At 57.1% G+C, this 20,541-nt stretch carries 20 protein-coding genes; 6 read left to right on the top strand and 14 right to left on the bottom strand.

The window, feature by feature from the left end; genetic code table 11:
* Positions 1 to 82 precede the first annotated feature (82 nt).
* Complete coding sequence (locus JQ611_RS33685) at positions 83 to 871, top strand: 3-hydroxybutyrate dehydrogenase (RefSeq protein ID WP_212467873.1); 789 nt, start codon at positions 83 to 85, stop codon at positions 869 to 871.
* A 2,406-nt stretch (positions 872 to 3,277) separates the two neighbouring features.
* Here JQ611_RS33685 and JQ611_RS33680 read toward each other — a convergent pair.
* The 3 genes from JQ611_RS33680 to JQ611_RS33670 all read right to left on the bottom strand — a co-directional run bounded on the left by JQ611_RS33680 (position 3,278) and on the right by JQ611_RS33670 (position 6,580).
* Positions 3,278 to 4,165: a hypothetical protein gene (locus tag JQ611_RS33680; protein WP_212467872.1), complete on the bottom strand. Its 888-nt coding sequence runs from the start codon at positions 4,163 to 4,165 to the stop codon at positions 3,278 to 3,280.
* Between the two features lie 491 nt (positions 4,166 to 4,656).
* Entirely contained in the window at positions 4,657 to 5,715 is a 1,059-nt protein-coding gene (locus tag JQ611_RS33675; protein ID WP_249133665.1) for a tyrosine-type recombinase/integrase, read from the bottom strand.
* A gap of 364 nt (positions 5,716 to 6,079) precedes the next feature.
* On the bottom strand, positions 6,080 to 6,580 hold the full coding sequence (locus JQ611_RS33670) for a hypothetical protein (protein ID WP_212467871.1): 501 nt from the start codon (positions 6,578 to 6,580) through the stop codon (positions 6,080 to 6,082).
* A 331-nt stretch (positions 6,581 to 6,911) separates the two neighbouring features.
* On the opposite strand from JQ611_RS33670, the gene JQ611_RS33665 reads away from it, so the two are divergent.
* Positions 6,912 to 7,376 (top strand): hypothetical protein, encoded by a 465-nt coding sequence (locus tag JQ611_RS33665; RefSeq protein WP_212263335.1) that lies wholly within the window; start codon positions 6,912 to 6,914, stop codon positions 7,374 to 7,376.
* A 332-nt stretch (positions 7,377 to 7,708) separates the two neighbouring features.
* Here JQ611_RS33665 and rpoH read toward each other — a convergent pair whose 3' ends face one another.
* The 5 genes from rpoH to JQ611_RS33640 all read right to left on the bottom strand — a co-directional run bounded on the left by rpoH (position 7,709) and on the right by JQ611_RS33640 (position 11,038).
* Complete coding sequence (gene rpoH, locus JQ611_RS33660; RefSeq protein WP_212263336.1) at positions 7,709 to 8,584, bottom strand: RNA polymerase sigma factor RpoH; 876 nt, start codon at positions 8,582 to 8,584, stop codon at positions 7,709 to 7,711.
* A gap of 267 nt (positions 8,585 to 8,851) precedes the next feature.
* Positions 8,852 to 9,175, bottom strand: a complete 324-nt coding sequence (locus JQ611_RS33655) for a hypothetical protein (protein ID WP_212039334.1) — start codon at positions 9,173 to 9,175, stop codon at positions 8,852 to 8,854.
* Positions 9,176 to 9,247: 72 nt separating this feature from the next.
* Entirely contained in the window at positions 9,248 to 9,694 is a 447-nt protein-coding gene (gene hspD, locus JQ611_RS33650) for a small heat shock protein HspD (RefSeq protein ID WP_212263337.1), read from the bottom strand.
* A 185-nt stretch (positions 9,695 to 9,879) separates the two neighbouring features.
* Complete coding sequence (locus tag JQ611_RS33645; protein ID WP_312012308.1) at positions 9,880 to 10,191, bottom strand: GNAT family N-acetyltransferase; 312 nt, start codon at positions 10,189 to 10,191, stop codon at positions 9,880 to 9,882.
* A gap of 280 nt (positions 10,192 to 10,471) precedes the next feature.
* The gene (locus JQ611_RS33640; RefSeq protein ID WP_212263338.1) at positions 10,472 to 11,038 is read right to left on the bottom strand and encodes a TetR-like C-terminal domain-containing protein; all 567 of its coding nucleotides are present in this window, start codon (positions 11,036 to 11,038) and stop codon (positions 10,472 to 10,474) included.
* Positions 11,039 to 11,552: 514 nt separating this feature from the next.
* On the opposite strand from JQ611_RS33640, the gene JQ611_RS33635 reads away from it, so the two are divergent.
* Positions 11,553 to 12,527, top strand: a complete 975-nt coding sequence (locus tag JQ611_RS33635) for a helix-turn-helix domain-containing protein (protein WP_312012306.1) — start codon at positions 11,553 to 11,555, stop codon at positions 12,525 to 12,527.
* Between the two features lie 307 nt (positions 12,528 to 12,834).
* Entirely contained in the window at positions 12,835 to 13,545 is a 711-nt protein-coding gene (locus JQ611_RS33630; protein ID WP_212039112.1) for a Crp/Fnr family transcriptional regulator, read from the top strand.
* A 339-nt stretch (positions 13,546 to 13,884) separates the two neighbouring features.
* Here JQ611_RS33630 and JQ611_RS33625 read toward each other — a convergent pair whose 3' ends face one another.
* Positions 13,885 to 14,103, bottom strand: coding sequence for a hypothetical protein (locus JQ611_RS33625; protein WP_212467870.1), 219 nt, complete (start codon positions 14,101 to 14,103; stop codon positions 13,885 to 13,887).
* Positions 14,100 to 14,270: a hypothetical protein gene (locus tag JQ611_RS33620; protein WP_212039114.1), complete on the bottom strand. Its 171-nt coding sequence runs from the start codon at positions 14,268 to 14,270 to the stop codon at positions 14,100 to 14,102. Before JQ611_RS33620 ends, JQ611_RS33625 begins: the two co-directional genes overlap by 4 nt.
* A gap of 612 nt (positions 14,271 to 14,882) precedes the next feature.
* Between JQ611_RS33620 and JQ611_RS33615 the strand changes: the two genes are divergently transcribed.
* Positions 14,883 to 15,035, top strand: coding sequence for a hypothetical protein (locus JQ611_RS33615; RefSeq protein WP_192739910.1), 153 nt, complete (start codon positions 14,883 to 14,885; stop codon positions 15,033 to 15,035).
* A 135-nt stretch (positions 15,036 to 15,170) separates the two neighbouring features.
* Positions 15,171 to 15,404, top strand: a complete 234-nt coding sequence (locus JQ611_RS33610) for a hypothetical protein (RefSeq protein WP_108522855.1) — start codon at positions 15,171 to 15,173, stop codon at positions 15,402 to 15,404.
* A 1,812-nt stretch (positions 15,405 to 17,216) separates the two neighbouring features.
* Here the strand turns inward: JQ611_RS33610 and JQ611_RS33605 are convergent.
* The 4 genes from JQ611_RS33605 to JQ611_RS33590 form a co-directional block, all read right to left on the bottom strand.
* Positions 17,217 to 17,432: a hypothetical protein gene (locus tag JQ611_RS33605; protein WP_212263349.1), complete on the bottom strand. Its 216-nt coding sequence runs from the start codon at positions 17,430 to 17,432 to the stop codon at positions 17,217 to 17,219.
* 552 nt (positions 17,433 to 17,984) lie between these two features.
* The gene (locus JQ611_RS33600) at positions 17,985 to 18,203 is read right to left on the bottom strand and encodes a hypothetical protein (protein WP_212263350.1); all 219 of its coding nucleotides are present in this window, start codon (positions 18,201 to 18,203) and stop codon (positions 17,985 to 17,987) included.
* Between the two features lie 21 nt (positions 18,204 to 18,224).
* A complete protein-coding gene (locus tag JQ611_RS33595; protein ID WP_212263351.1) occupies positions 18,225 to 18,419 on the bottom strand; it encodes a hypothetical protein in 195 nt (64 codons plus the stop codon).
* A gap of 1,071 nt (positions 18,420 to 19,490) precedes the next feature.
* Positions 19,491 to 20,138 (bottom strand): RNA ligase family protein, encoded by a 648-nt coding sequence (locus JQ611_RS33590; RefSeq protein WP_249133663.1) that lies wholly within the window; start codon positions 20,136 to 20,138, stop codon positions 19,491 to 19,493.
* Positions 20,139 to 20,541 lie beyond the last annotated feature (403 nt).

Here is a 20,541-nt window from a genome sequence, read left to right as displayed (position 1 = left end):
ACGACCGCGATCGGCTGCGCGAGCCCGGAAGCAGCCCGGCGTCCAGCCACAAGACCGTCACAAATCAACAAGGAAAGGCGAAATGGATATTCTGAAAGGTAAAGTCGCAGTTGTGACCGGCTCGACCAGCGGCATCGGTCTTGCGTATGCGCGGGCATTCGCGGGTGCTGGCGCCAATATCGTGCTCAACGGGATTGGGGCACCGGCCGATGTCGAAAAAACGCGGACTGCAATCGAGAACGATTTCGGGGTGAAGGCTATCTATTCGCCCGCGAATATGGCCGAGCCGATAGAAATCGCCAACATGGTCTCGTTTGCCGAGAGAACGTTTGGCAGCGTGGACGTGCTCGTCAACAATGCCGGCATCCAGCATGTCTCGCCGATCGAGGATTTTCCGGTCGAAAGGTGGGACGCGGTCATCGCAATCAACCTCTCCTCCGCATTCCATGCGATCCGTGCCGTTACTCCTGGCATGAAGCAACGCGGCTGGGGCGGTATACTCACCACGGCCTCGGCGCATTCGCAGGTCGCGTCCCCCTTCAAGTCGGCCTACGTCGCGGCCAAGCACGGCATCGTGGGACTCACCAAGACGGTGGCGCTGGAGCTCGCCCGGTCGAAGATCACCTGCAACTGCATCAGCCCCGGCTACGTCTGGACGCCGCTGGTGGAGAAGCAGATCCCGAACACGATGAAGGCGCGCAACATGGATAGGGATCAGGTGATCAACGACGTCCTGCTGGCGGCCCAGCCGACGAAGGAATTCGTCACGGTCGAGCAGGTAGCTTCGCTGGCGCTGTTCCTGTGCAGCCAGGACGCCGCGCAGATCACCGGCGCCAACCTCTCGATCGACGGCGGCTGGACGGCCGCATAGGGCCCGCCGAAATGCACACTGGTTCTTGAAACGCACGGTGAAAGCAGATGGTCGACCAACAGCTGCGATCGACCAAGAGAGACAACAATACCCGAGACCTACAACTGCCTTACTGAACATCAACCAATTCTCTGGAGAGAAGATCATGAACAAGCGACTGATCGCGACTGTCATTGGCTGTGCCTGCCTTACCCTGGCAACGGCTGCCGAAGCCCGAACCTCTTACGACGGTCCCTGGAATCTCGTCTTCGTTACACAAAGCGGAAGCTGTGATCCAACCTACAATTTCTCAGTGAACATAAACGACGGCGTTGTGACGCATCCCAATCTGGTGAAGTTTAGCGGGCATGTCGGAAGATCGGGCGCCGTTCGCGCATCGGTGACGGTCCACGACAAATACGCATCAGGGTCAGGGAGGCTGACGCGAGACGCCGGCCGCGGGACCTGGAGCGGCCACGCAGCAGGCGGGCGCTGCTCGGGATATTGGACCGCACAACGAAACAACTAGCACGCAATCACCCGGAAGCCTCAAGGGCAGGCCGGGCCGAACGTGCTGTTCGAGGCTGGGCTGCGATGGGCCGGCGTCTCGCCAAGACGGTGCCGGTCAGGCCTATCAGCCATATCTCTCGGTTACCGCAGCCGCGACGAACTTTCTGCGTCCGGCGCTGCCTGGGCTTGTGCCATGGGTGGTGCACCAGTCTGGGAATGTGGCGGGGGCGATGTAAACACGCAGCACGACGTGCAGCTCGCGTCAAAACTTGACCTTTGTTCTCGCCCAAGCGGCCGTTTCTGATCGGCCGCTTGTGGCGCGAAGCGGTCATTGGTCGCTCCGTATCAATCCAAGCGCGCTGCAGCTGCGCTTCCACTACAGGGGGCGCCGTGGGCTCCGTGTTAAGGCTCGTGTTTAGGCTTGATGTTTAGTTGTTTAGGCTTCGAAAATCCCGTCACACTGCCGAACCCCGGCGGTCCGAACTACGCGCATGCAAAATCTCGCAGGAAGGACCCTGGGCTTTGTCTCGATGGTAGTTAGATCTGGAGCGTGCCAGCGGACGCGACGATCAAGTTCGCTCGGCAAGCACGGCAAGCCACTACCAGACTTGCGAAGCTCCATTTCCGTCGTTGCGTGACGGAGCTCCTCGTCGATAGCGTCGACCATATCGCAAAGGCCTCAGCGCCGCCAATAGCTGCCTCATGAACGGTGGTTCTAGCGCCTCTCCGCACGACCGAACACGGAAATTGCGCGTCTATTGCGGGTTCAGGCGGGAAGGACAGCTTCTGACGGATAGGTTAACACTTCGACGATGCAAGCTGAACTGCCCCGAACAGGGTTTGGCTGGACCCAAGGGTACTTTGGCATTTCCGCAGAACTTACCCCTTTAGGCCCACCGGTCCCAAGGACAGGTGGTCCCCGAGATTCGGCTTTCCCCGCCGCCGCAGACTTGGGTTGCGGTACACAAAAAAATAGTTCTGAGAATTTTGCGTAAAAAAATGAGGTTCTAACCTACCGGTCCCGAATCTTCCGACTCAAGCTTTTGACCCTCCCCTCTCCCTCGACCGATCGTAGCTCATGCGACGAGCTCTGCTCAAACGCCATCTTCCAACGAAGAATTCTAAATTCTAAAGGAAGTGTCTCTATCTGTCGCACTACACACACCGTCATCAGGCGGTGCCGTCACGACACAGCTAGAGGGCGCAATTAGCCCTTCACGGCTTGATGGTCGCCAAGGTTAACCGACCTGGCTGTGCCACACGTGCGACAGCTTCCGGACGATAGCGTCACGCGCGCCAGGCTGATCGCCTGCGATGGACGGACTATGATTTGACATTTTTTTCTCCAATTGAGGTTGAGGGAATTTTCTTGGCCGCGCTTGTGCGGGACCAATTTTCGCGGGACCAACTTGGTTTTTGCGTAGTGAGCTGAGCAACGCGGCAGGGATCACTACAAAATCGTTGCGGCCTGCCGCGCCGCCGAACGATCTCGAAAAGTGTTCCGCACACGTCGCACGCGATCGACTGCGGAAGCGGAAACGAGGGCTGCGCAAAAAATAATACTGCGATCAACGGCCTCGACCGCCGTCGACGGCGGCGCATCGCTCGCAAGGCATTGATCCAACTAGCAAATTTTCTGGTCTGTCATCGTGACTGTCTGTTCAATGGTCCAAAACATTGGGGAGACGCAAAAAAACCTGTGAAGGAGACAACAGCCGGTCTGGGCGCGCAGGGTTTGCCGACTTTTTGACCGCCCCCCCTCACGGCGGCTGCGCAATGCGCGCGGCTGCAGCGACCTCCGCCAACGTTGCGTCGTCGAGCTCGCCGCGACGCTGCAACGTGGTGAGCCTTGCGCGCTGCGTATCGCTTAGCCCTCAATTCCCGCCAGTGTTTGACTTGTGTAGGGGCCAGATGACGTCAACCTGATCCTTTGCTGACTGAGCCTATCCACGGTTGGTGGTCGACTGAGGCCCTTCCGTTGCTAAGCCTCTTCTTGCTTAAATCTATGCTCTTCGTGGTGCTCACCATTTTCACAGGATTGGACCCTATGTCACGCGCGGCAGATGGGCCCCGTTTGATCCAGGCAAGCCATTCTCGTGAAACGACGTCGACAAGGTTCGGCAAACTCTTCCTGCCGGGAACGGGCCGTTCCGTGATCTCGATGTGACCGAGCCGTCGCGCCTCATGCATGGCCGTCTGGACCGTGGTTCGGCACACGCCGGCCAGAGCTGCGATCTTGTCGATCGGCAGGTCGCACACCCCATGCCGCTTGATCTCGCCGGCAACGATGCAGAGAACCGCCCGCTGGCCCTCGGTGTAGTGGTGGCGCAGATTGTCAGGTAGGGCGCTCGAGCCTCCCAGCATCCTACGGCGGTCCCTAGACGCCTTTCGGTCTGGAGATCGCGGACGCTGGCGCGGCACGAAACGACTGATCCGCCCCGCCTTCGCGATGATTGCGAATTTGCCACCCTTAGTTCGCTGGCTCACCGGCTTGCGGCGTTCAATACAGGATGTCAGATAGTTCGCTTCGTCGTCGTTGAGCAGCCCGGCGCCATGGCGTTCCCAGAGCAACTTCGCCATTGCATGGAGCTGATCGGAATTTTGGCAAGCGCTTATGTTGTTGTAGTGCGCCTGTGCCGCCAATCCGAGATCGTCGCGAGAAGGGGGCTCAATCTGAGGAGGGGGGATATCAACTTGAGGAGAGGGGGTATCAGGTTGGGCGGACGCGATGGTGACCGCGCGATTTGTCGCCCTGTATTTCTGTAGCCACTTTTCAGAAGCCTGCATCCGCGCCTGGTCGCTCACGAGCGCGCACTCCGCGCCGCTGCTTTACGGATCGCAGCGAGCATCCTGTTGCGAATACGGAAATTCCCCAATAGCCGGTCGTTCGCGTCAAATGCTTTGAATTTTTTGCGGTCAGTCTGGACATAGCGACCAAGCCTCTGCCTGCCCAAGTAGACAGAGTGCTCCAGGGAATCAAATTTTGGTTTGGGGCGAGCATCTGAAACCCTTTGAGTTTCAATGCTCGTTGATTTCCCCAAATCTGCGGCTAACCCATTGGCTTGGTTGGTATGAGCCTCTCCCCTAGGGAGCGCCATGTGTTCAAGCCGCAATTGATATTCTTGATCTTTTCGACTTGATTGTCCCACTCCATTCTACCGTGGGACAGTCTTTGTTCTTCATCCGATCTCGTATCGCTCAGATCGCTGCGCTTGCGGAACTGATGCAATGCCCAGGCGCCGAAGCTGCCTATCCCCCGGCAAACTAAATCCACCGGCGGTAAGGCATTCAAGGCCTCAGATGATCAGCTTGCGCATGGCGGCATCTGCCGTTTTCTTCCGGCTTGCCGCCCTGGTATAGCGCTCAACCTCTTCCAACGTCTGATGCCCCGTGATCGCCATAATCTCGTGCGGCGTTGCGCTCGCTTCGGCGAGCGCGGTCGAGGTGGCCTTGCGGACACCATGTGCCGAGCAACGTGGAAGGTCGGCTTGACGGCACCAGTCCTTAAATTTGTTGCCAAAACCATTCGCTGTGAAGGGTTTGCCGAATTCGGTTAGCAGGAAGATCATTCTATTGCTGACCTCAGCCGCCGCGATGCTCTCGGCGAGAGCCGGGTGCACCAGTATATCTATGTCGATCGGATTTCGATGTTCGTTCTTCGCTTGGCGGAAACGGACCCGGCCTTCTCGAATGTGCTGGCGGCCGAGCCTGGGCGCATCCTCGCGGCGGCCGGCCGTATAACGAAGTAGGTCCAGAGCAAGCCGCGCTTGCGTGCCGAGGGGATGGCGGTCGTAATATCGCTGGATCTCCTCGTCCGTCCATGTGTGGTGTCCATCCGACCGGTACTTGAGTTTCTTGACACCGATCGTCGGGTTGACCCCCGTTTCGCCGGCCTCGTTGGCCCAGGAAAACATGGCACGAAGCGCTTTTATACGCTGATTGGCTGCGGCCGGTGTTTCAATTTTGGCGTCGCGAATTCGGCGCACGTTGCGCGCCTGCATCGTGGCGACAGGCTTAGCCCCGTGCTCACGCGCAATCTCGTCCAGCGCGCGGCGTTGCCAGTTTTGCGTGCTGCCGTCCAACGCCCTGTAAGCGGCACTCGCATAGTAGCGAATGCAGAGATAACGCAATGAATCTTTTTTTGACTCGTTAGCCTGCCGCATCGGCGCGATAGCTGCCGCCGCGATGGCTGCTTGATATTCCTCTAGGAACTCGGGCGTGCCGGGAAGGGCGTGAATGCGTACTTTGCGTTTTCCCGGCAAGCGAACGTAACAACGCACGTTGTCGTGACGATCGACATCCTCGCTAAAATACTTGAGACGCACGCGCATTTGTTTGCCGAGTTTCAATCCCATGAATTTTCTCCGCCATCGTCGAATGCATCAAAAGCGCAGTCAAGCTTCTTGAGGTCAAAAACAACCCGCCCCCTAAGTCTTTTCGGCCCGGGCATCTCGCCGGCTGCGACCATTTTATCGAATGTCGATGGGCTAATACCGACATATTCAGCGGCCTGAGAACGAGATAGGCCGCGCGGCGGCAATGACGGCGGCAACGTGCTACAGCGGCGCGCGGGTGACTTATGGTCGGGCATGATCAAACCTGAAGGATACAGACAGTTTCGTGGCGCCCGGTGCATGCCGTGCTCAATCACTGGGACTGGCTTTCGGTCTTAGTCCGGGACAGGAAGAGCGAGTGGCGCGGGCGGTAGATAAGCGACGTTTAGCGGCGTGGTTGGACTGCCGTGTTCCATGGCGAGGCGCGTGAAATCGGCGGCATTGCCACGATATTTTTGAGCTTCCCGCTAAGGCAGCCTGCTAGACGCGTTAGAGCCGAGTGCCAGACCGCGTATCGTGCACGTGCGAGCGCGACTCCTTCGATTGTAGGCTGCGCCCACTCCAACGGACAATGCGCTCCGGTGCTGTAGCGATTTTTCCCGTATCTGGTCCCTGTGACAGCTGGCTTGCCGTTGCCGAGAATAGACGGTCGGATTTTCGGCAATCCGACATTCCAAATCGGAGAAATGCCGGTGCAGGCTTGCTCGATAACTAGCGCAATCTCGTCGAAGACAAGAAACTGCTCACGTGATGCAAGGCCCACCAGGTTGCCGAGAAGAAGTTCTTTCGACTCGCGCCAATCAACAACAGCATTAGAACTAAGCTTTCCGACTTCGCGTGCAACAATGAGCGCGTCACTGTCGGGGAACGCAGAAACGTCACCCAAGCAGTCTCTGCGCGGGCTGGAATCAATACTGCAGCCTAAACGCAAATGCCGCTCGAGCATTGCCCACGAATTTTGATATCCGTATCCCCGGCACGGAGCGTCGCGATTTTTGGTCGCAAAACGTCCATTGCAGAAGTCGTTCAATCTCGACCTGCTTCATTGCTCTTCCAACGATGTTTACAATTTGGCGCTTACTCGCCGGTTCGTATCACCATAGAAAAATCCAACCGAGCAGCAAGGGGACCCTGTCAAAAGTAGGGGTAAAAGTGTCTTCAAGCAGCTGATTTCATTTAGGTAATTCAATTCTTGAATTTGACCCAAAAAAGCGCAGTTGGCGCTCAAACAGATGCGCTTTAGGGTCAAGCCCTTGAATAGAATATCATTTCAGGCACGCTCTTTAACGAGTGATTCTGCGCTAGCTTCTTTTGGAATACCGAATGACGCTTACCGGGCCGATCCCTCTGAATTCGTGAACAGCCTGCGTCAGTTCTTGAGCGGATCACGTGTTTCTGGCGGCAAGATCGAAGCTTTGGGGGAGAGCATTGCATCTGCCGCCGATGGCGCGATCCAATGGGACGCAGTGATGACCGATCTTGAAAGACTCGCCGAAGTCGACCCAGAGAATGAGGGCAACGCACTACGTCCAGAAACGCCATCGCTTTCTGCGGCTGGTCTGACCGCAGGCGAAATCGATAGGCTGGCACGCAGCCTCAAACCCGACCAGTGGTTGGCGCTGACGCTTATTCCGATTCCGAGCGTACCTGTGTTCGAGTACAGGGCGCGCGAAAACGAATAACCGTTGTCGCAGCCATTAGTCCGATACAAATGAATAGAAGCGAGCGTTTCATAGTTTCCTCCAGTGTTCAGAGCGCTCGTAACCTCCGACAAGTACAGAAGGTTCCTCGCTGCGACTTAACGCCTACGAATTTTGCAACAGTTGTATTTATCGCTCGGAAGCCGGAGAGGACGCGCGGTCAGAGCGAGGGGAGTCGACAGGCTGAAGTGCGCCGCAAAGTGGGCTCTTCTTATGCACCAGAGCAGTCGGCCGAGGTCGGTGCCATTGACCCAGCGCCCGAGCACTGGTGTCAGGTAACAATGCCGCGCCTTCCATGGGTCGGCCGCCCGGCGTCATGCAGCGTTGTTCGCCAAGCGGGCGCAAGCGGCAGCTCGAACTTTTTCAAATGCGCGAACTTCGATCTGCCGTACGCGCTCCCGTGAAACGCCATATCGTTTCGCGAGATCCTCCAGCCTGACCGATGGTTCGGACAGGAATCGCGCTTCAAATATGCTTCGTTCTCGCGGGTTGAGGACCTCCATGGCGCCGGCAAGCGCCTGACGCCGCTGTTTGGCTTCCTCCTGCTCGGCGTACACGGTTTCGGGACTGGATGCCGGGTCGACCAGCCAGTCCTGCATTTCGGCCGCCTCGTCTGCATGCACCAAAGCGTTGAGCGACACGTCGCCGCCCAGGCGCCGGTTCATTTGGATGACGTCGCTTTCCTGCACGCCGAGCCTCTTGGCGATCATCGCGGTGTGCTCCGGACGGAGATCGCCATCCTCCAGTGCCGAGATTTCCGCTTTTGTCCTCCGAAGGTTGAAAAACAGCTTCTTCTGGGCGGCGCTGGTGCCCATTTTTACCAGCGACCACGAACGTAGGATGTATTCCTGTATCGAAGCCTTGATCCACCACATAGCGTAGGTCGCGAGCCGGAAGCCGCGCTCGGGCTCGAAGCGCTTCACGGCCTGCATGAGGCCCACGTTTCCCTCGGAAATGATATCCGCAATCGGCAGCCCGTAGCCGCGATATCGCATGGCGATCCTGGCGACGAGCCGCAGATGGCTGGTGACAAGGTGATAGGCGGCTTCACGATCGCCGTGCTCGCGCCAGCGCATCGCATAGGCCGCCTCCTGGTCGGGCCGCAACATCGGAAACTTGCGAATTTCCGTAAGATATTGCGTCAACCCGGCGTCGAGTGACAGCATCGGAACAGTTGCCGTGACTCCCATTGCCACCTCGTCTTATCGTGTGTCGACCCTTCCGTCGCTTCGCACTTTCGGCTCTATGCGAACCGAGTGGCATCCGCAGCACGTCGAGCGCGCTTGACGGTAACCGGAATGACCCGGGCGTCATCGGTCCGCACGTGGCGGGACTGAAAGGGCCTAGCCTTGTCGCTGCTCCAGGCTCTTGCGTCCTGCTGCAGCCGGCTTGCCCATCGGTTCTCCAACCGGTCGATCACGTGACGAGGCAATTTAATATCTCTCATGGGATCCTCCTCAGGCGGCCAGAACGCGCGATGTCGAGAAACGACGATTTGGCTTGCCGCCCGGCGGGTTGCGCGGCCGGCCGTCCAGTTCGCAAAGGGCCTCGAGGATGGAATCAATGGTCACGGGCGCCTTCAGTCCTTTCGGAGCCCGCAGCGCGGGACATGAGGCGATCGCCGAAGCGTCCGAGGCCCAGGAGGCCAGGATCGCGCGCTTCTCCGCCAGCGTCAGGTCCGGATGCGATACCACGTCGTTGGGATGCTCGAAGACGGTGCCGGGGTGCAGCAGGGCTTGGAAGTCGAATACGTTGTCGTTGATGGCGGTCGTCGGCCGCATGTTTTCCTCCATTCTACGACGAGGGGGCGGCAGCCCGACAACAACGAGGCCGGGCCGTCGCGGGTTGTTCGCTCAGGCCGCCTTGGATTCGAGCTGATGGACGTTGCTGCCGTTGATGGCGATCCGTCGCGGCTTCATGGCCTCGGGGATCTCCCGGACCAGTTCGATCTTCAGCAGGCCATTGTCGAAGGACGCGTCCTTGACTTGGACGTAGTCGGCCAGGTTGAACTGCCGTTTGAAGTGGCGGGTCGAGATCCCGCGATACAGGAATTCGCGCTCGGCTTTCTCGGTTTTGCCGCCCTCGATGGTGACGACGTTCTGCTCTGCAGTGATCGAGATTTCGTCCGGCGAGAAACCCGCGACCGCCAGCGTGATCTGGTAGCGGTCTTCGGCCAGCCGTTCGATGTTGTAGGGCGGATAGCCTTCCTCGGCACCGCGCTGTGCGGTCTCGGCGAGGTCGAAAAGACGGTCGAAACCGATGGTCGACCGGAACAGGGGAGCGAAGTCATAAGTGCGCATAGCCAGATCCTCCAAGGAGCAAAATGGTTAATAGCGGCACCGGACACGACCGGTGCCCGTCTGGATTTCTCGGGCCCTTCAGGCGCCCGGGAGCCACCTCACGGTGGTGACCTAGAAATTACAAAACTCGGTTTTGGTTTCAAGGGGTGCTCTGAAAATTTTTCAGCCCCGTCTGTCACCTCCGCTTAGGGCACTGAGGCCGGCCCGGGCAGTCCTTCAATGGACGGGCCGCGAGACACTGAAATTATAGATGGGACAGCGCGGAAATAGGCCGTGCCGGATGTAAACCCCTGCGACACCGTGTTGAACGTGAAGGTGATCAGCGCCCTGTTGGTAGCGCCGGAGTTCTTCGCATGTTCGAATGTCCGCTTGAGCAGTTCACTGCCGATGCTGCGCCCCTGATGATCGGGCGACACGAATAGCTGCGCGAGAAACCACAGGTCGCCGCAAACCCAGCTCCATGCGAAGCCGAGAATTTCACCGGCCTCCTCCGCCACCCACAGCCCGTCAGCATCATCCTTTAGCGAAAACAGCTGAAATGCGGGTGTCGGGGCAACTATCGCCGATCGAGTTCAGGACATCCCGAATTTCCGCAACTGCCTGATCCGGAGGGACGCCGGGCGGCGGATCCGGCGGGCAGTCCCTGTCGTCTTCCGGCCGCGCGAGCAGTGGCAATTCACGAAGCGGTCAAGCGGACCATCCACCTCGGAAAGGACCTCGCGCAGAGACAGCTGGCGTGCTGGTGGGATCAGCTTCAGCGTATTCCGGTCTCGTAACTTACTCCGCTGTGCTCGCCGTTACGGCAGCGTTAGCACCAGTAGCTGCGACCGAGCGAACCCCAGCCACATAGATCTCGACCACCCTTTCGAAGATTTCGTCATAGGAATGCACGTGTAGGAATGAGCCCAAGATTTGATGTGCGGCAAAGCCGCGCACCAAGCTCCGAAGCATATGCAAGGCGTCTTCTGCGTGTCGCCCTTGTACGCCACATTCGGCGAAAACGGATTTGATGAGACCGCATAGTTCTTCGTGGCCCGCCCGCCACTCGGCGCAATCAGTTGTGGGCGTTCTCGAAGCAGCGGCCCACAAGGCGGGGCGCTCCATCGCAAATTGTCGCATTTCTAGGGCAACTGACTTAAGTGCGTCAAAAGCCGTTTTGCCCTCGCAAGCTGTCCTCAGCCTAAGAAGCAGATGATAGCCCTTAATGGCAAAGAATCTTCGCAATTCCGGAACTAAACAACGCTTGTCACCGGAGAAATTTTCGACCTCTGAGGCAAGATCTCTTGCAAGCAGCTGATCCCATGATGCCGATAACATTTCATCGACGTTTATTTCGTGGTTCATGCATCCAGCTCCGCATTCAGCACAAAGGTCGGTTGCTTCCGCAGATACGCGACTTCAATCACGTTGCCCCATGTACTGACTCTTCTGCATTGCCTGGAGACCGGGTTTTTAGAGGACGTGAATAAAAGATGGAACTCGGTAAGATCACCCGGAAGACTTACTTGAAGCCGGGCTCCGGTGTCCCACACGCACAAGACCAGGCAGTTTGTCGACCACAGCCCATCGGCCGACACGCATCTTGCGCAAATTGGGGTGGAGAAAGTTACGCGCTTCGGCTCCGTTTGAATAAACGGCGGGAACCCCAGCGTTTGCTTGTTCCTGTCCTTCTGGTGGTGATGCGACTTTGGTTGCATTTTTAGCCCCGTATTTTTACGGAAATCGGCAAAAATAGCTACTAAGTGACGTTCACAACCCATTTTCGAGTTGCTGCTATTTCTACCTGATGGTCTGTCGTTTCAATCGACTGTCATGGACCAATTCATCGGCTAATCTACGGGTAAGGAACGGCAAACACGTGAAAACGATCTTCTCGACCTCCTCAGTTCACCCCCGCGACCGATTTGATTATTGGCACAGCCTCGCCTGCATGGAGATCGTAGGTCACGACTCCTTGCCGGAAAATCGGGCCACGTTCCACGCTGAGATCAAGGCCGCGAAGTTTGGCAACCTGGACCTTGTTGAATTCAGCAACTCGCCGATGCACGTGTCTCACACTGTGGCCCACGCCGAGCGCACCAGGCCGGACACGATGTTCCTGTGTTATCAGTTGTCGGGCAGCGTCCTTATCGTTCAAAACGCGCGTGAGGTTAACCTGGACGCCGGTTCGCTAATGTTGCTTGAGCCGCGCTTGCCTTATGATGCGCGGTTTGCGCTAGACTCGAAAACCCTCGTCATTAAGGTTCCGCGTCGCGAGTTGCGAGCACGGATCGGTGGAAACCGCGAGTTGATCGGGCGACGGGTGACGGCCGAGCTGGCGGACGATAAGCTGGCGCTTTCGATAGCTGCAAAACTGCCTTCGCTCGTTGGGATGACAGCTTCCGTAACGGAGGAAGTGGTCGGCAATCACGTGCTCGACTTGATCGGACTATCCATTGCGAGAACAATTGGGAGCTCTCCCGTTCGCGTCTCGAATTTAAAAGCGTTATTGCTGGGACAGATTCGGTCAGTGGTAGAAGCGAAGCTCGCCGACCCCGACATCGACGGACAAAAGGTTGCGCATAGTGTTGGCATAAGCGTCCGATACGCCAATGCGATTCTCGCCGAACAGGATTCCTCGCTTCATCGTCTCATTCTGTCACGACGGCTCTCGCGTTGCCGGGTTGCTCTTGAAGACCCCAACCAAGTCTCTCGAACCATAGCTGAAATTGCGCAGGGATGGGGGTTTTCGGACATGACGCATTTTGGCCGCTGCTTCAGAGCGGCCTTTGGAGTTTCACCCCGCGAGTATCGGAAAGCGGCGGCGCAATCCCTGCGAGGTGATCGGCTCTGACCTCGGGCGAAAATCGTCGCGATCTAAATCTCGGTCCGCTTAGGGTCAAACGGCGACCCAGCCCGAATGTCCGCTTTTGGGCGCAAAGCTGCCGTTCACGGGCATGTCCGCTCGTGGGGGTAGAACAGAAGTCGGATTTCGGGACCTTCTGGTCCGTTGATGACCCTCAACGGACGTCGCGATACGCCCGCCCCCGAGCGGGCTCCCTCTATCTTGTGACCGGTCCCATTTGGCTCCATTTTGCCGTTCTATTTGAAATGGAGGTGGCGTATAATCGCTGCGCCGCGCACCCTCCACAGGCCACGATATGGCAATAGAGCGCACCAGCAACTCATTTGACCCTCTGGAGTTTCTCGCCAAAGTTGGGGCGGGAAAAACGATATCGGTTTATCGCAAGGATCAGATTATCTTCTCTCAAGGAGAAGTCGCTGATACGATCTTTTTCCTTCAAAAGGGCGGCGTCAAAATTGTCGTGCTATCTGACCAAGGCAAAGAAGCGGTTGTCGGTATTTTAGAACCTGGCCAATTCTTCGGCGAAGGGTGTATGAATGGCCATTCGCTACGGATCGCGACGAGCACCGCGACGGAAGAAAGCCTGATCACCTCGATATCAAAGTCGGCAATGATTGCGGTCCTGCATGACGAACCGAAATTTTCGGAGCTATTTGTAGCTTATCTATTGACCCGAAACAGCCGGGTTGAAGACGATTTGATCGACCAACTATTTAATTCGAGTGAGAAACGACTTGCGCGGCTGCTGCTTCTGCTCGCGAGATTCGGAAAGGAGGGCAGCCCAACACCTATCAGCCCAAATATCAGTCAGGAAACCTTGGCCGAAATGATCGGCACGACGCGTTCTCGCGTAAGTTTCTTCATGAACAAATTCCGTAAGCTGGGCTTGATCAGTTACAACGGAAAAATAGAGGTTCACAATTCGTTGTTGGATGCGGTCCTGCGTGAAAAGCCCCAACTACAAAGGGATGGGGAAGCAGATACCCCTGAGAAACGGGGCGCGTGACCCTCCGCTACGCGGGCTCTTGCGTCATAGAACGACGCTGCATCAAGCACGAAGTTTCCTTTGAAGAACGACTGGCAGAACAGGCCCGAAGGTTTAGAGAGTAAGCCAAAACGCGGACGGCTTGAAAATGAAGGCGCACTACTCACCTCGTCGGCACTGTTAGGGTCTAATGCTCGTGCGGGAACGTGGCAATCTTTCGGGCGGCCCTGCCATAGCTCGACATCATGGACCGTCTGCAGCGGCGAGACGATTTGCGAGACAGTTTTGGTTCCATATTACAGTGTTCGTCGCGAACGAGTCGACATCAGCCGCACAGCGATGGCTCGCTAACGCGCCACGTCATATTCTCTCTGCGCAACCTTTTAGTATTGCTTCCCTGTAAACGTCCTTTAGCCCGGGATCGGCGAGAATAGCATCGCCTGCGTTGAAGGTTTTATCTTCAACCCACTCAGCAGCGGGCAGCGATTTAGACAAAGCCGCCTTGCTCGTTGCGTAAGCCACGCGAGTAGACGATTTGCCATACGGAACTTTTTCGTAGAATCGACGAACCCGGTTCATTCATTCGATCCGTTCCGTTTTGCGGTGGCTGCATCCACCTCCTCGGCCAGCTTTTGCCACTCTTCGGCAATCTTGAGCCAATTCGCCTTGTCAGCTGGCGTGCGAGCTTGCAGGGATCGTAGGCGGCAGTCGTCAGCATTATGGCGATACAGTTCGACGTCCGTCACTTCTTCACACTCACCGAGACAGATTCCTTCGCTGCCTTAAAGCGCTCTGAAGAGCTCGTTTTGACGGCCCATCGCCACAAATTTCCCTCACTGTAATTCCTGCGTTGCTCAGAGACCAAAGTGAGTTTCAATTTCTTTACCCTAGCTTGGACGCCCATGAATGATCGCTTCAGCTCTTTGCCGATCAAGCGCGCGTCCCTTCCGGCGTGGACGAGAGACCGCAATGTGTCGTCCTCTTCAGCCGTCCACCGGCGTGTCTTGTAGGGCGCCCTCTGAGTCGTCATTTACTCCAGCCGTCAACGGTCATGCCGGAATTTACAACCTGGGGGACTGTTTGAGCAAGTAGGGTTGCGGACTATGCCGGGCGGTGATCCCCGTGTCGATGCGATCCACGTCGCCTGTTGGCATCTTTGAGACATGCCGCCTATCCTGTGAATGTCCGTTCGCCGGGGTAGACCGGAAGTCGCCGTGGTCCGGTCAAACCGACGCGAATGACCCAATTGAGACATTAGTTCGCCGCCAGAACTGACATCGGCCCCTTCAAGTATGTTAGTCTGAGCCAGTACGATGCGTGGTATTCAGTGGGGATCCATCCATCAAAAGGGTCACGTCATGAGCAAACGTGAAAATGAAGCAAGCAAGCTCCGTCCATCGGATAGGCCCCTGAACGAATACGAGCAGGAGCAAAAAGCGCTGCGCAAAAACCTAGAACGGCTCAAGGCTGAACGACTGGCGAGAGAGGTTGCCAAGTCGAAGGACGGTTAGAAATCGGAACTCTGTAGCGGCGGGCCGGGCGGCCTCGGTAATTCCTCTATCCCCGGTCGGGGTCGCTTTCGGTTTCTTTGCCTTTACAGTCGCATTTTCGTTCCCACATTATTTGATAGGGCACAGGAGGCTGAGATGAAATCGGAGTTCTTCAGCATGTTCGGAATACCACCCACCGAATGCGAAATCGAAGCCCGCAAAGATGAATTGGGTGTGCCGCGACTGTGGTTTCGATCAACGGGAAATCCGCTGGTCGGCTTGGATTTGACTGGTGCTACCCAGCTTCAGCATTTGTTGACTGATGCCGGCGAAGCCAATCAGGCGAACGAAATTGGTCAACACATCGCCAAAGCGCAGCACCTTCGATAATTGTTTTTCAGGGGTGATCCTGCAGATAGCAGTCAGCCCGAGGGGAGTGCCTTTAGGGCTTCCGGGTATTACGCAACTTCTCCTGGGCCGCCTTATATTCGTCTTCGAGGGGCAGTTTGTCGAAATCGGGCTTGTAGCCGTTCTTCTCGTATGTCGACCTAGGTATCGGGATGGAAACGCCGTCGTATTCAACCTGAGCCGACTGATCTGGTGTTTTAAATAATCCGGTAGGCATGATGCCAGCCCTCCTTGCTTTGGCTAAAGCATATCACGAGGACCTTGATCGCCCCGGCTCACCCAAACAAAAAGACCGCCGGAGACCGGCGGTCCTTTCGTTTACAGTTGGGATTGATGCGCTCGACTTTGCTCTAGCCTTAGACAGTGGCCGCTATGGGTCTCTTATGTCACTTGTTGGTGCTAGCCGGTGCGAGAACCTATCGATCAAACCTAACCTTCCTTAAAACTGGGCGCGGCTCAAGGAAGATCAAGTGAGGGATGCTGACCTAGCCTCTTGCCGATGTTGGTGAGGTCAATACCCTTCGCCTTGACGTTGGCTGCGAGGATGTCTGGATCGTTTGTCGAACAAGATCCGTTTACCGGCGACCTCCACGAGCGCGGAGAAGCCCCAATCCTTCTTCATTGCGGCATCCTGACGGCCGTACGGACATTCCTGGCGCCATTCGAAAATGCCCTTCCTTGCCAGCAATCAACCCTGGCGCTTGCCGTCCTCCACACTCACTGAATCTCAATTCCGCTGCGCAACATTGACTTCGCGAATCGCCAGATAAAGGCTGACCGTACCTACAATGACGGGAAGTAGTCCTATGAGCACCAGGCCCAAGACGAGCCAGCGCCGATCGCGCTAGCAGCAATGCAAAATCCAAAGGCAATGATACCTACCGAGATTGAGAGCGAGAATGCGTCATTCATGATGACCTCCAAAGACCTATGCCTGTCGGATGAATGCCAGCCTCTCAGTAAGTTTCGGCATCAAAGCCAACGGAGGTAATTTAGCCCGGATGTCTTAATTCGCCCGTGAGAAGCTGGGTGACCTCCGGCAATTTAAGGAGGCCTGCTACATCGCAATCGACGCAGCGGAATTTGCGTCCTCCCGTCTTCACGAGCACAAATCGCATAGGCATGCTGCACTTCGGGCAGTTCGGAGGCGGGGAATTCTTGGGCATGGGATCTCCCTTTCGCCAAGGCGGGAGCTCAACACTCTCAGTCACCGACAACAGCCGAAAGCGCGAAACCGGTGATAAATCACCGTGCGCCTTTTAACGGTCCAATAGCGAGTCAATTCCGAGCAATCGACACGGCATTCAGGCACTCCGCCATTTCCAGTTTATATCGGCGCAATAGCGGCGGCCATTCAATCCGGTCAACGGCGACCTATTGCCTTTTGAACGGGTGGCATGATGACGCTTGCGAACGCCCCCCGGTGGAATGCTGCGGGACTGTGCGCTGAAACGCGGCTGGGCGTTGTCTTCTGTCGGCGCCCGGCCGCGCGGGGGGTAACCCGCGATCGGCGGTTTCAACGTCAGCGGTCTTGGTTTATGTTCCTCCCTAAAAGAGGCCGCCAACTGAGGCGACCTCCCGAGAGGACCACGTCAACCATGGCCGCAAAGGTAACCGAGCGACTTTTGGATATCGGTGATATCGTTGGAAGCGTGGGAGGTCGCCCAAGTGAGGCGGTCTATCTGGGGAGGAAGTGCCATGGATTGGTTTAGCCGGAAAACATCGATAGGCGGCAGTCAAATTTCCAATTGGGTGCTCGTTCTGGCGGCTCTCGTCATAGTCTGGATTATCTACTCATTCGCCGTCCGCTGAGTGAAGTGGGCGGATGCTCAGACCGTAGCGCTGTCCATTCAGCACAGCCTCAAGAACCATGAGGGCAAAGGGCGTGGATCCGGTGAAGTCCACGGACTTGCCGCGCTTCATTGGCAGCGCCGCTACGTTTGCGATCTCCAGGAGCTTGCGCGCGGCGGCTTCGGGGTCGGCATAGGGGCGATCGGTGGCGTATTTCATGCGTGCTGCGAATCCATATGTGCATCCTGAACGTGACGGTCGGTTACCGCTATACCGATCGCGGCGCCACAGAAACACCTCGCCCGTCCACTGGTTGAATGCGTCGGCAGCGGGAGGCCCGCGTCATACATTGCGTATTTCCATGCCGTCCAGGCGCGCTGGCGCCGGTATTCGACGAAGTCGGATTCCGTGCATCGTGGCAGATAAGTTTTCCACGCCGTTTCGAAGCCCGCCCGCGCATGGTCGAAGCTAGACGCGTAGCCGCTGCGGGAGTGGCCGCGGTGGGATGCCGGATAGAAACCTAAGTCCCACCTCCATTGCTTGGCGTGCACCGGCAAGCCCGATTGGACCGCGATCGTGCCGACCTGAACGTCCCCGTAGAAGACGTGCCAAGTGTCAGAGCGTTCGGGGTGAGGACGGCGGGTGAGTTCGGGCATGCCCTATTGAAGCGCGGCACTGCACCTACGGCAAATTATCAATCCCTTGGGGATCGGAACGGCGCGAACCCACTTGTTTTCGTGGCTGTGGAGATCCACGGAACGCTGCCAGCGCTTATTGCGGCCGGCGCGGTTGTTTGAAATACAATCCCACTTCACCAGTTGGGTGCGGAACGTGTTTCCTTTCGATTTCACCCGCTGCGGCCATCTTCTTCAAAGTGTGTTTGACACTAACGGGTGACCACATGCCCAGCTGCTGCCAGAGCACCCGGCCCGAGACCGCGTTCGCTTCGCCCTCAGGTACCAACTTGATGAGTTTGGCAGATATGGACATGGTTGGCTTCAGTCCCTCAATCTAGCGCGGCCTTTTGTTAATTTCCTCGATGGCGACCTGCAGAAAGCGCGCGATGTGTTCTGGTGTAGCGCCCATCGAATAAAACTTCTCAACTGTCTCCACCATGATTGGGATCATTTTAGCCGTCAGGTCCATGCGGGCTGTTTTTTCCTGCTGCGCTTTTAGCTTGTCTCCAAGGTTCACGATCTCAGCCAATGAAACCTCCTAACGCGTCGCCTTCAGTCCCATCGCTAAGCGGAGTTTTCCGCAACCAGAGTGGGCCAGCAAGCGATAAGCCGGTTACCGCGAGATCGGGGTGATGAAATCCCTGTGCAGGGCAGTTGGTCTGCTGGCCCCACCGAACAAGACGGTAACGCCTGTGTTGCTGTGGCTCACCTCGACAACGATCCCTGTCTGCCCTGCTAGATCCGGGCATCGAGCGACTCCGAGTTCACTCATCTTAAAACGAGTGCCGACAACCAATCTCTTGGTTTCGTGATTCATTTTTAAAATTCTTTTCGAAGCGAAAAACGTCTTGGCTAAAAATGCAATGCTTTTACCTGATAAAATGACCAGGCCGGGGGTCGTCTGTCCGAGAGTGAAACTTACCTGCAGAGGAGCGAAGCGACAACTACAATCTGTAATCATGTCAGGCGCAGAGCGCCGCCCCGAGAGGCTTGGTAAACGGATCAGGGTTGGGCTTCGCTTTCCAGCCCCAATTCTAAAAGCCGGCGGAAGCCGGCGGATGGCGCTGGGGGGAATCTGGCGCGGAGGTACTCCAAAGTAGCTCCGAACGATCAACCGAGTTGCGGTAATTTCCGTCGCCGTTGGCGCTTTCTTCGGCGTTGCGGCTGGAATGGGCGGGCCCCAGCACAGACCCCAGCCCCCGCTGCTGGGGCCGCTTCTCAGCTGCTTGCGAAATCAAAGGGGCCGCCAACCGAGGCGGCGTTACTACCGGCGACCTTCGATCCGGTCCCGTCCTCATGAAACGGCCCCAGCCTCGGGGGAAGGCTGGGGCCGCGTATGCTGCCGGGGGGCGATTGGGACAGGCAGCCCGCTCACAACGGCAGCCATTGCCACTTGTTCCCGAAATATCGCGCATGTTTTTTAGCAACCTTCTTGTGGCCGCGAAGTATCCTTTCGGCTGGGGTATTGCAATTCTCAGCTCGTGAGCAGCGCCCCCAAGCATTATTCAGCTTGAGGGCGCTGTTTGCGTTAGTAGTAGCCTATTCGCCGCGATCGATACGCTCAAGCGCACCCTGTTCGGCCGCGAACTTTCCTCGTCCATCACCAAGACGCATCCTTGGCCCGCAGCATGGCCGGCGACGCCGGATTTTTGACCTTCACCCAATGAGGTGACCGACCGGGACGGTAAGGCCGATCGTCTAGCTTGGAGACTAATCCTTCCAAGCCCATTTGGCAGGCGTGCCGGAATAGCTCTGGCCCGATCTCGCCGCGCTCGAAGTCGGAGATGAAGATGCCATCCACCCGCCGCGCAAGCAGCCGGGCAAGGTTTGTCTTCCTCATGGTGAGCGGTAGTTTCCGGATATCATCGCCGTCCGTCACCAGCATATCGAAGGCATAGAACTGCACCTCGTCATTGTGCTTCCGACTATGCAGGCCGTCGAAGTCGGAAATGCCATCAACCCCCAGCAACACAGCTTCGCCGTCCAGGACAAAGGACGTTGACCGGATGCGCAGCGCGGCCTCGGTGATGAGCGGATATCGGTCGCTCCAGTCGAAGCCATTTCGAGTGAACAGACGAACTCGGTTTGCCTCCCTCTGCACGATCAGGCGATAGCCATCATGCTTGATTTCGTGAAGCCAGTTTTTGGAGGATGGAACCTTAGCGCCGCGGGTCGGGATGCAAGGTTCAAAGGTCGATGTGCGCATGCGGGATAAATAGGCAAGTACGCGGGAAATGCGAATCGACATCAGAGGCCCGCGCGCCGGAGCATGTTGCCTTACCCGCGACGACTTCGCCCCGCCCTAACCGGCGGGGCTTTTTCTTGGCGTTAGGAACGATCCGGCGCGGCAGGAATCGACTTAGCGCTCCCGGGATGAATCATCAGCCTCCAACCGGGAGAAAACCCCCATTGGGTTGGCGGCCCTTGGTGCGGTGGTTGGAACTCCGCGCCGGGGCCGTTTGCGCGAATCGCGGCCATCAATCTGATATGTGCCGATGGTGCGCAGGCGGGTTTTTCTTTGCCCGCAAAAACGGAGCCTTATACGAGGCTGACAACGGCGAGAACAAGTTCGGCGCCGAATTCGCTCGATGCCAGCGCGATCAATGTTCCGGCACAGATGGCCAAAATAGCGGTGATTTTGAGAGTGATCA

It is taken from the genome of Bradyrhizobium sp. AUGA SZCCT0182 (assembly GCF_018130185.1).
GTDB lineage: Bacteria > Pseudomonadota > Alphaproteobacteria > Rhizobiales > Xanthobacteraceae > Bradyrhizobium.
This window is presented reverse-complemented; position numbering and strand designations above follow the sequence as displayed.

Coding starts and splice junctions, on each gene's coding strand:
- hspD (WP_212263337.1), bottom strand. CDS start 9,694: ATGCGCACTTATGACTTCGCTCCCCTGTTCCGGTCGACCATCGGTTTC.
- JQ611_RS33610 (WP_108522855.1), top strand. CDS start 15,171: ATGAAATCGGAGTTCTTCAGCATGTTCGGAATACCACCCACCGAATGC.
- JQ611_RS33590 (WP_249133663.1), bottom strand. CDS start 20,138: ATGTCGATTCGCATTTCCCGCGTACTTGCCTATTTATCCCGCATGCGC.
- JQ611_RS33640 (WP_212263338.1), bottom strand. CDS start 11,038: ATGAACCACGAAATAAACGTCGATGAAATGTTATCGGCATCATGGGAT.
- JQ611_RS33685 (WP_212467873.1), top strand. CDS start 83: ATGGATATTCTGAAAGGTAAAGTCGCAGTTGTGACCGGCTCGACCAGC.
- JQ611_RS33605 (WP_212263349.1), bottom strand. CDS start 17,432: ATGAAATACGCCACCGATCGCCCCTATGCCGACCCCGAAGCCGCCGCG.
- JQ611_RS33600 (WP_212263350.1), bottom strand. CDS start 18,203: ATGTCCATATCTGCCAAACTCATCAAGTTGGTACCTGAGGGCGAAGCG.
- JQ611_RS33675 (WP_249133665.1), bottom strand. CDS start 5,715: ATGGGATTGAAACTCGGCAAACAAATGCGCGTGCGTCTCAAGTATTTT.
- JQ611_RS33615 (WP_192739910.1), top strand. CDS start 14,883: ATGAGCAAACGTGAAAATGAAGCAAGCAAGCTCCGTCCATCGGATAGG.
- JQ611_RS33630 (WP_212039112.1), top strand. CDS start 12,835: ATGGCAATAGAGCGCACCAGCAACTCATTTGACCCTCTGGAGTTTCTC.
- rpoH (WP_212263336.1), bottom strand. CDS start 8,584: ATGGGAGTCACGGCAACTGTTCCGATGCTGTCACTCGACGCCGGGTTG.
- JQ611_RS33625 (WP_212467870.1), bottom strand. CDS start 14,103: ATGAACCGGGTTCGTCGATTCTACGAAAAAGTTCCGTATGGCAAATCG.
- JQ611_RS33655 (WP_212039334.1), bottom strand. CDS start 9,175: ATGCGGCCGACGACCGCCATCAACGACAACGTATTCGACTTCCAAGCC.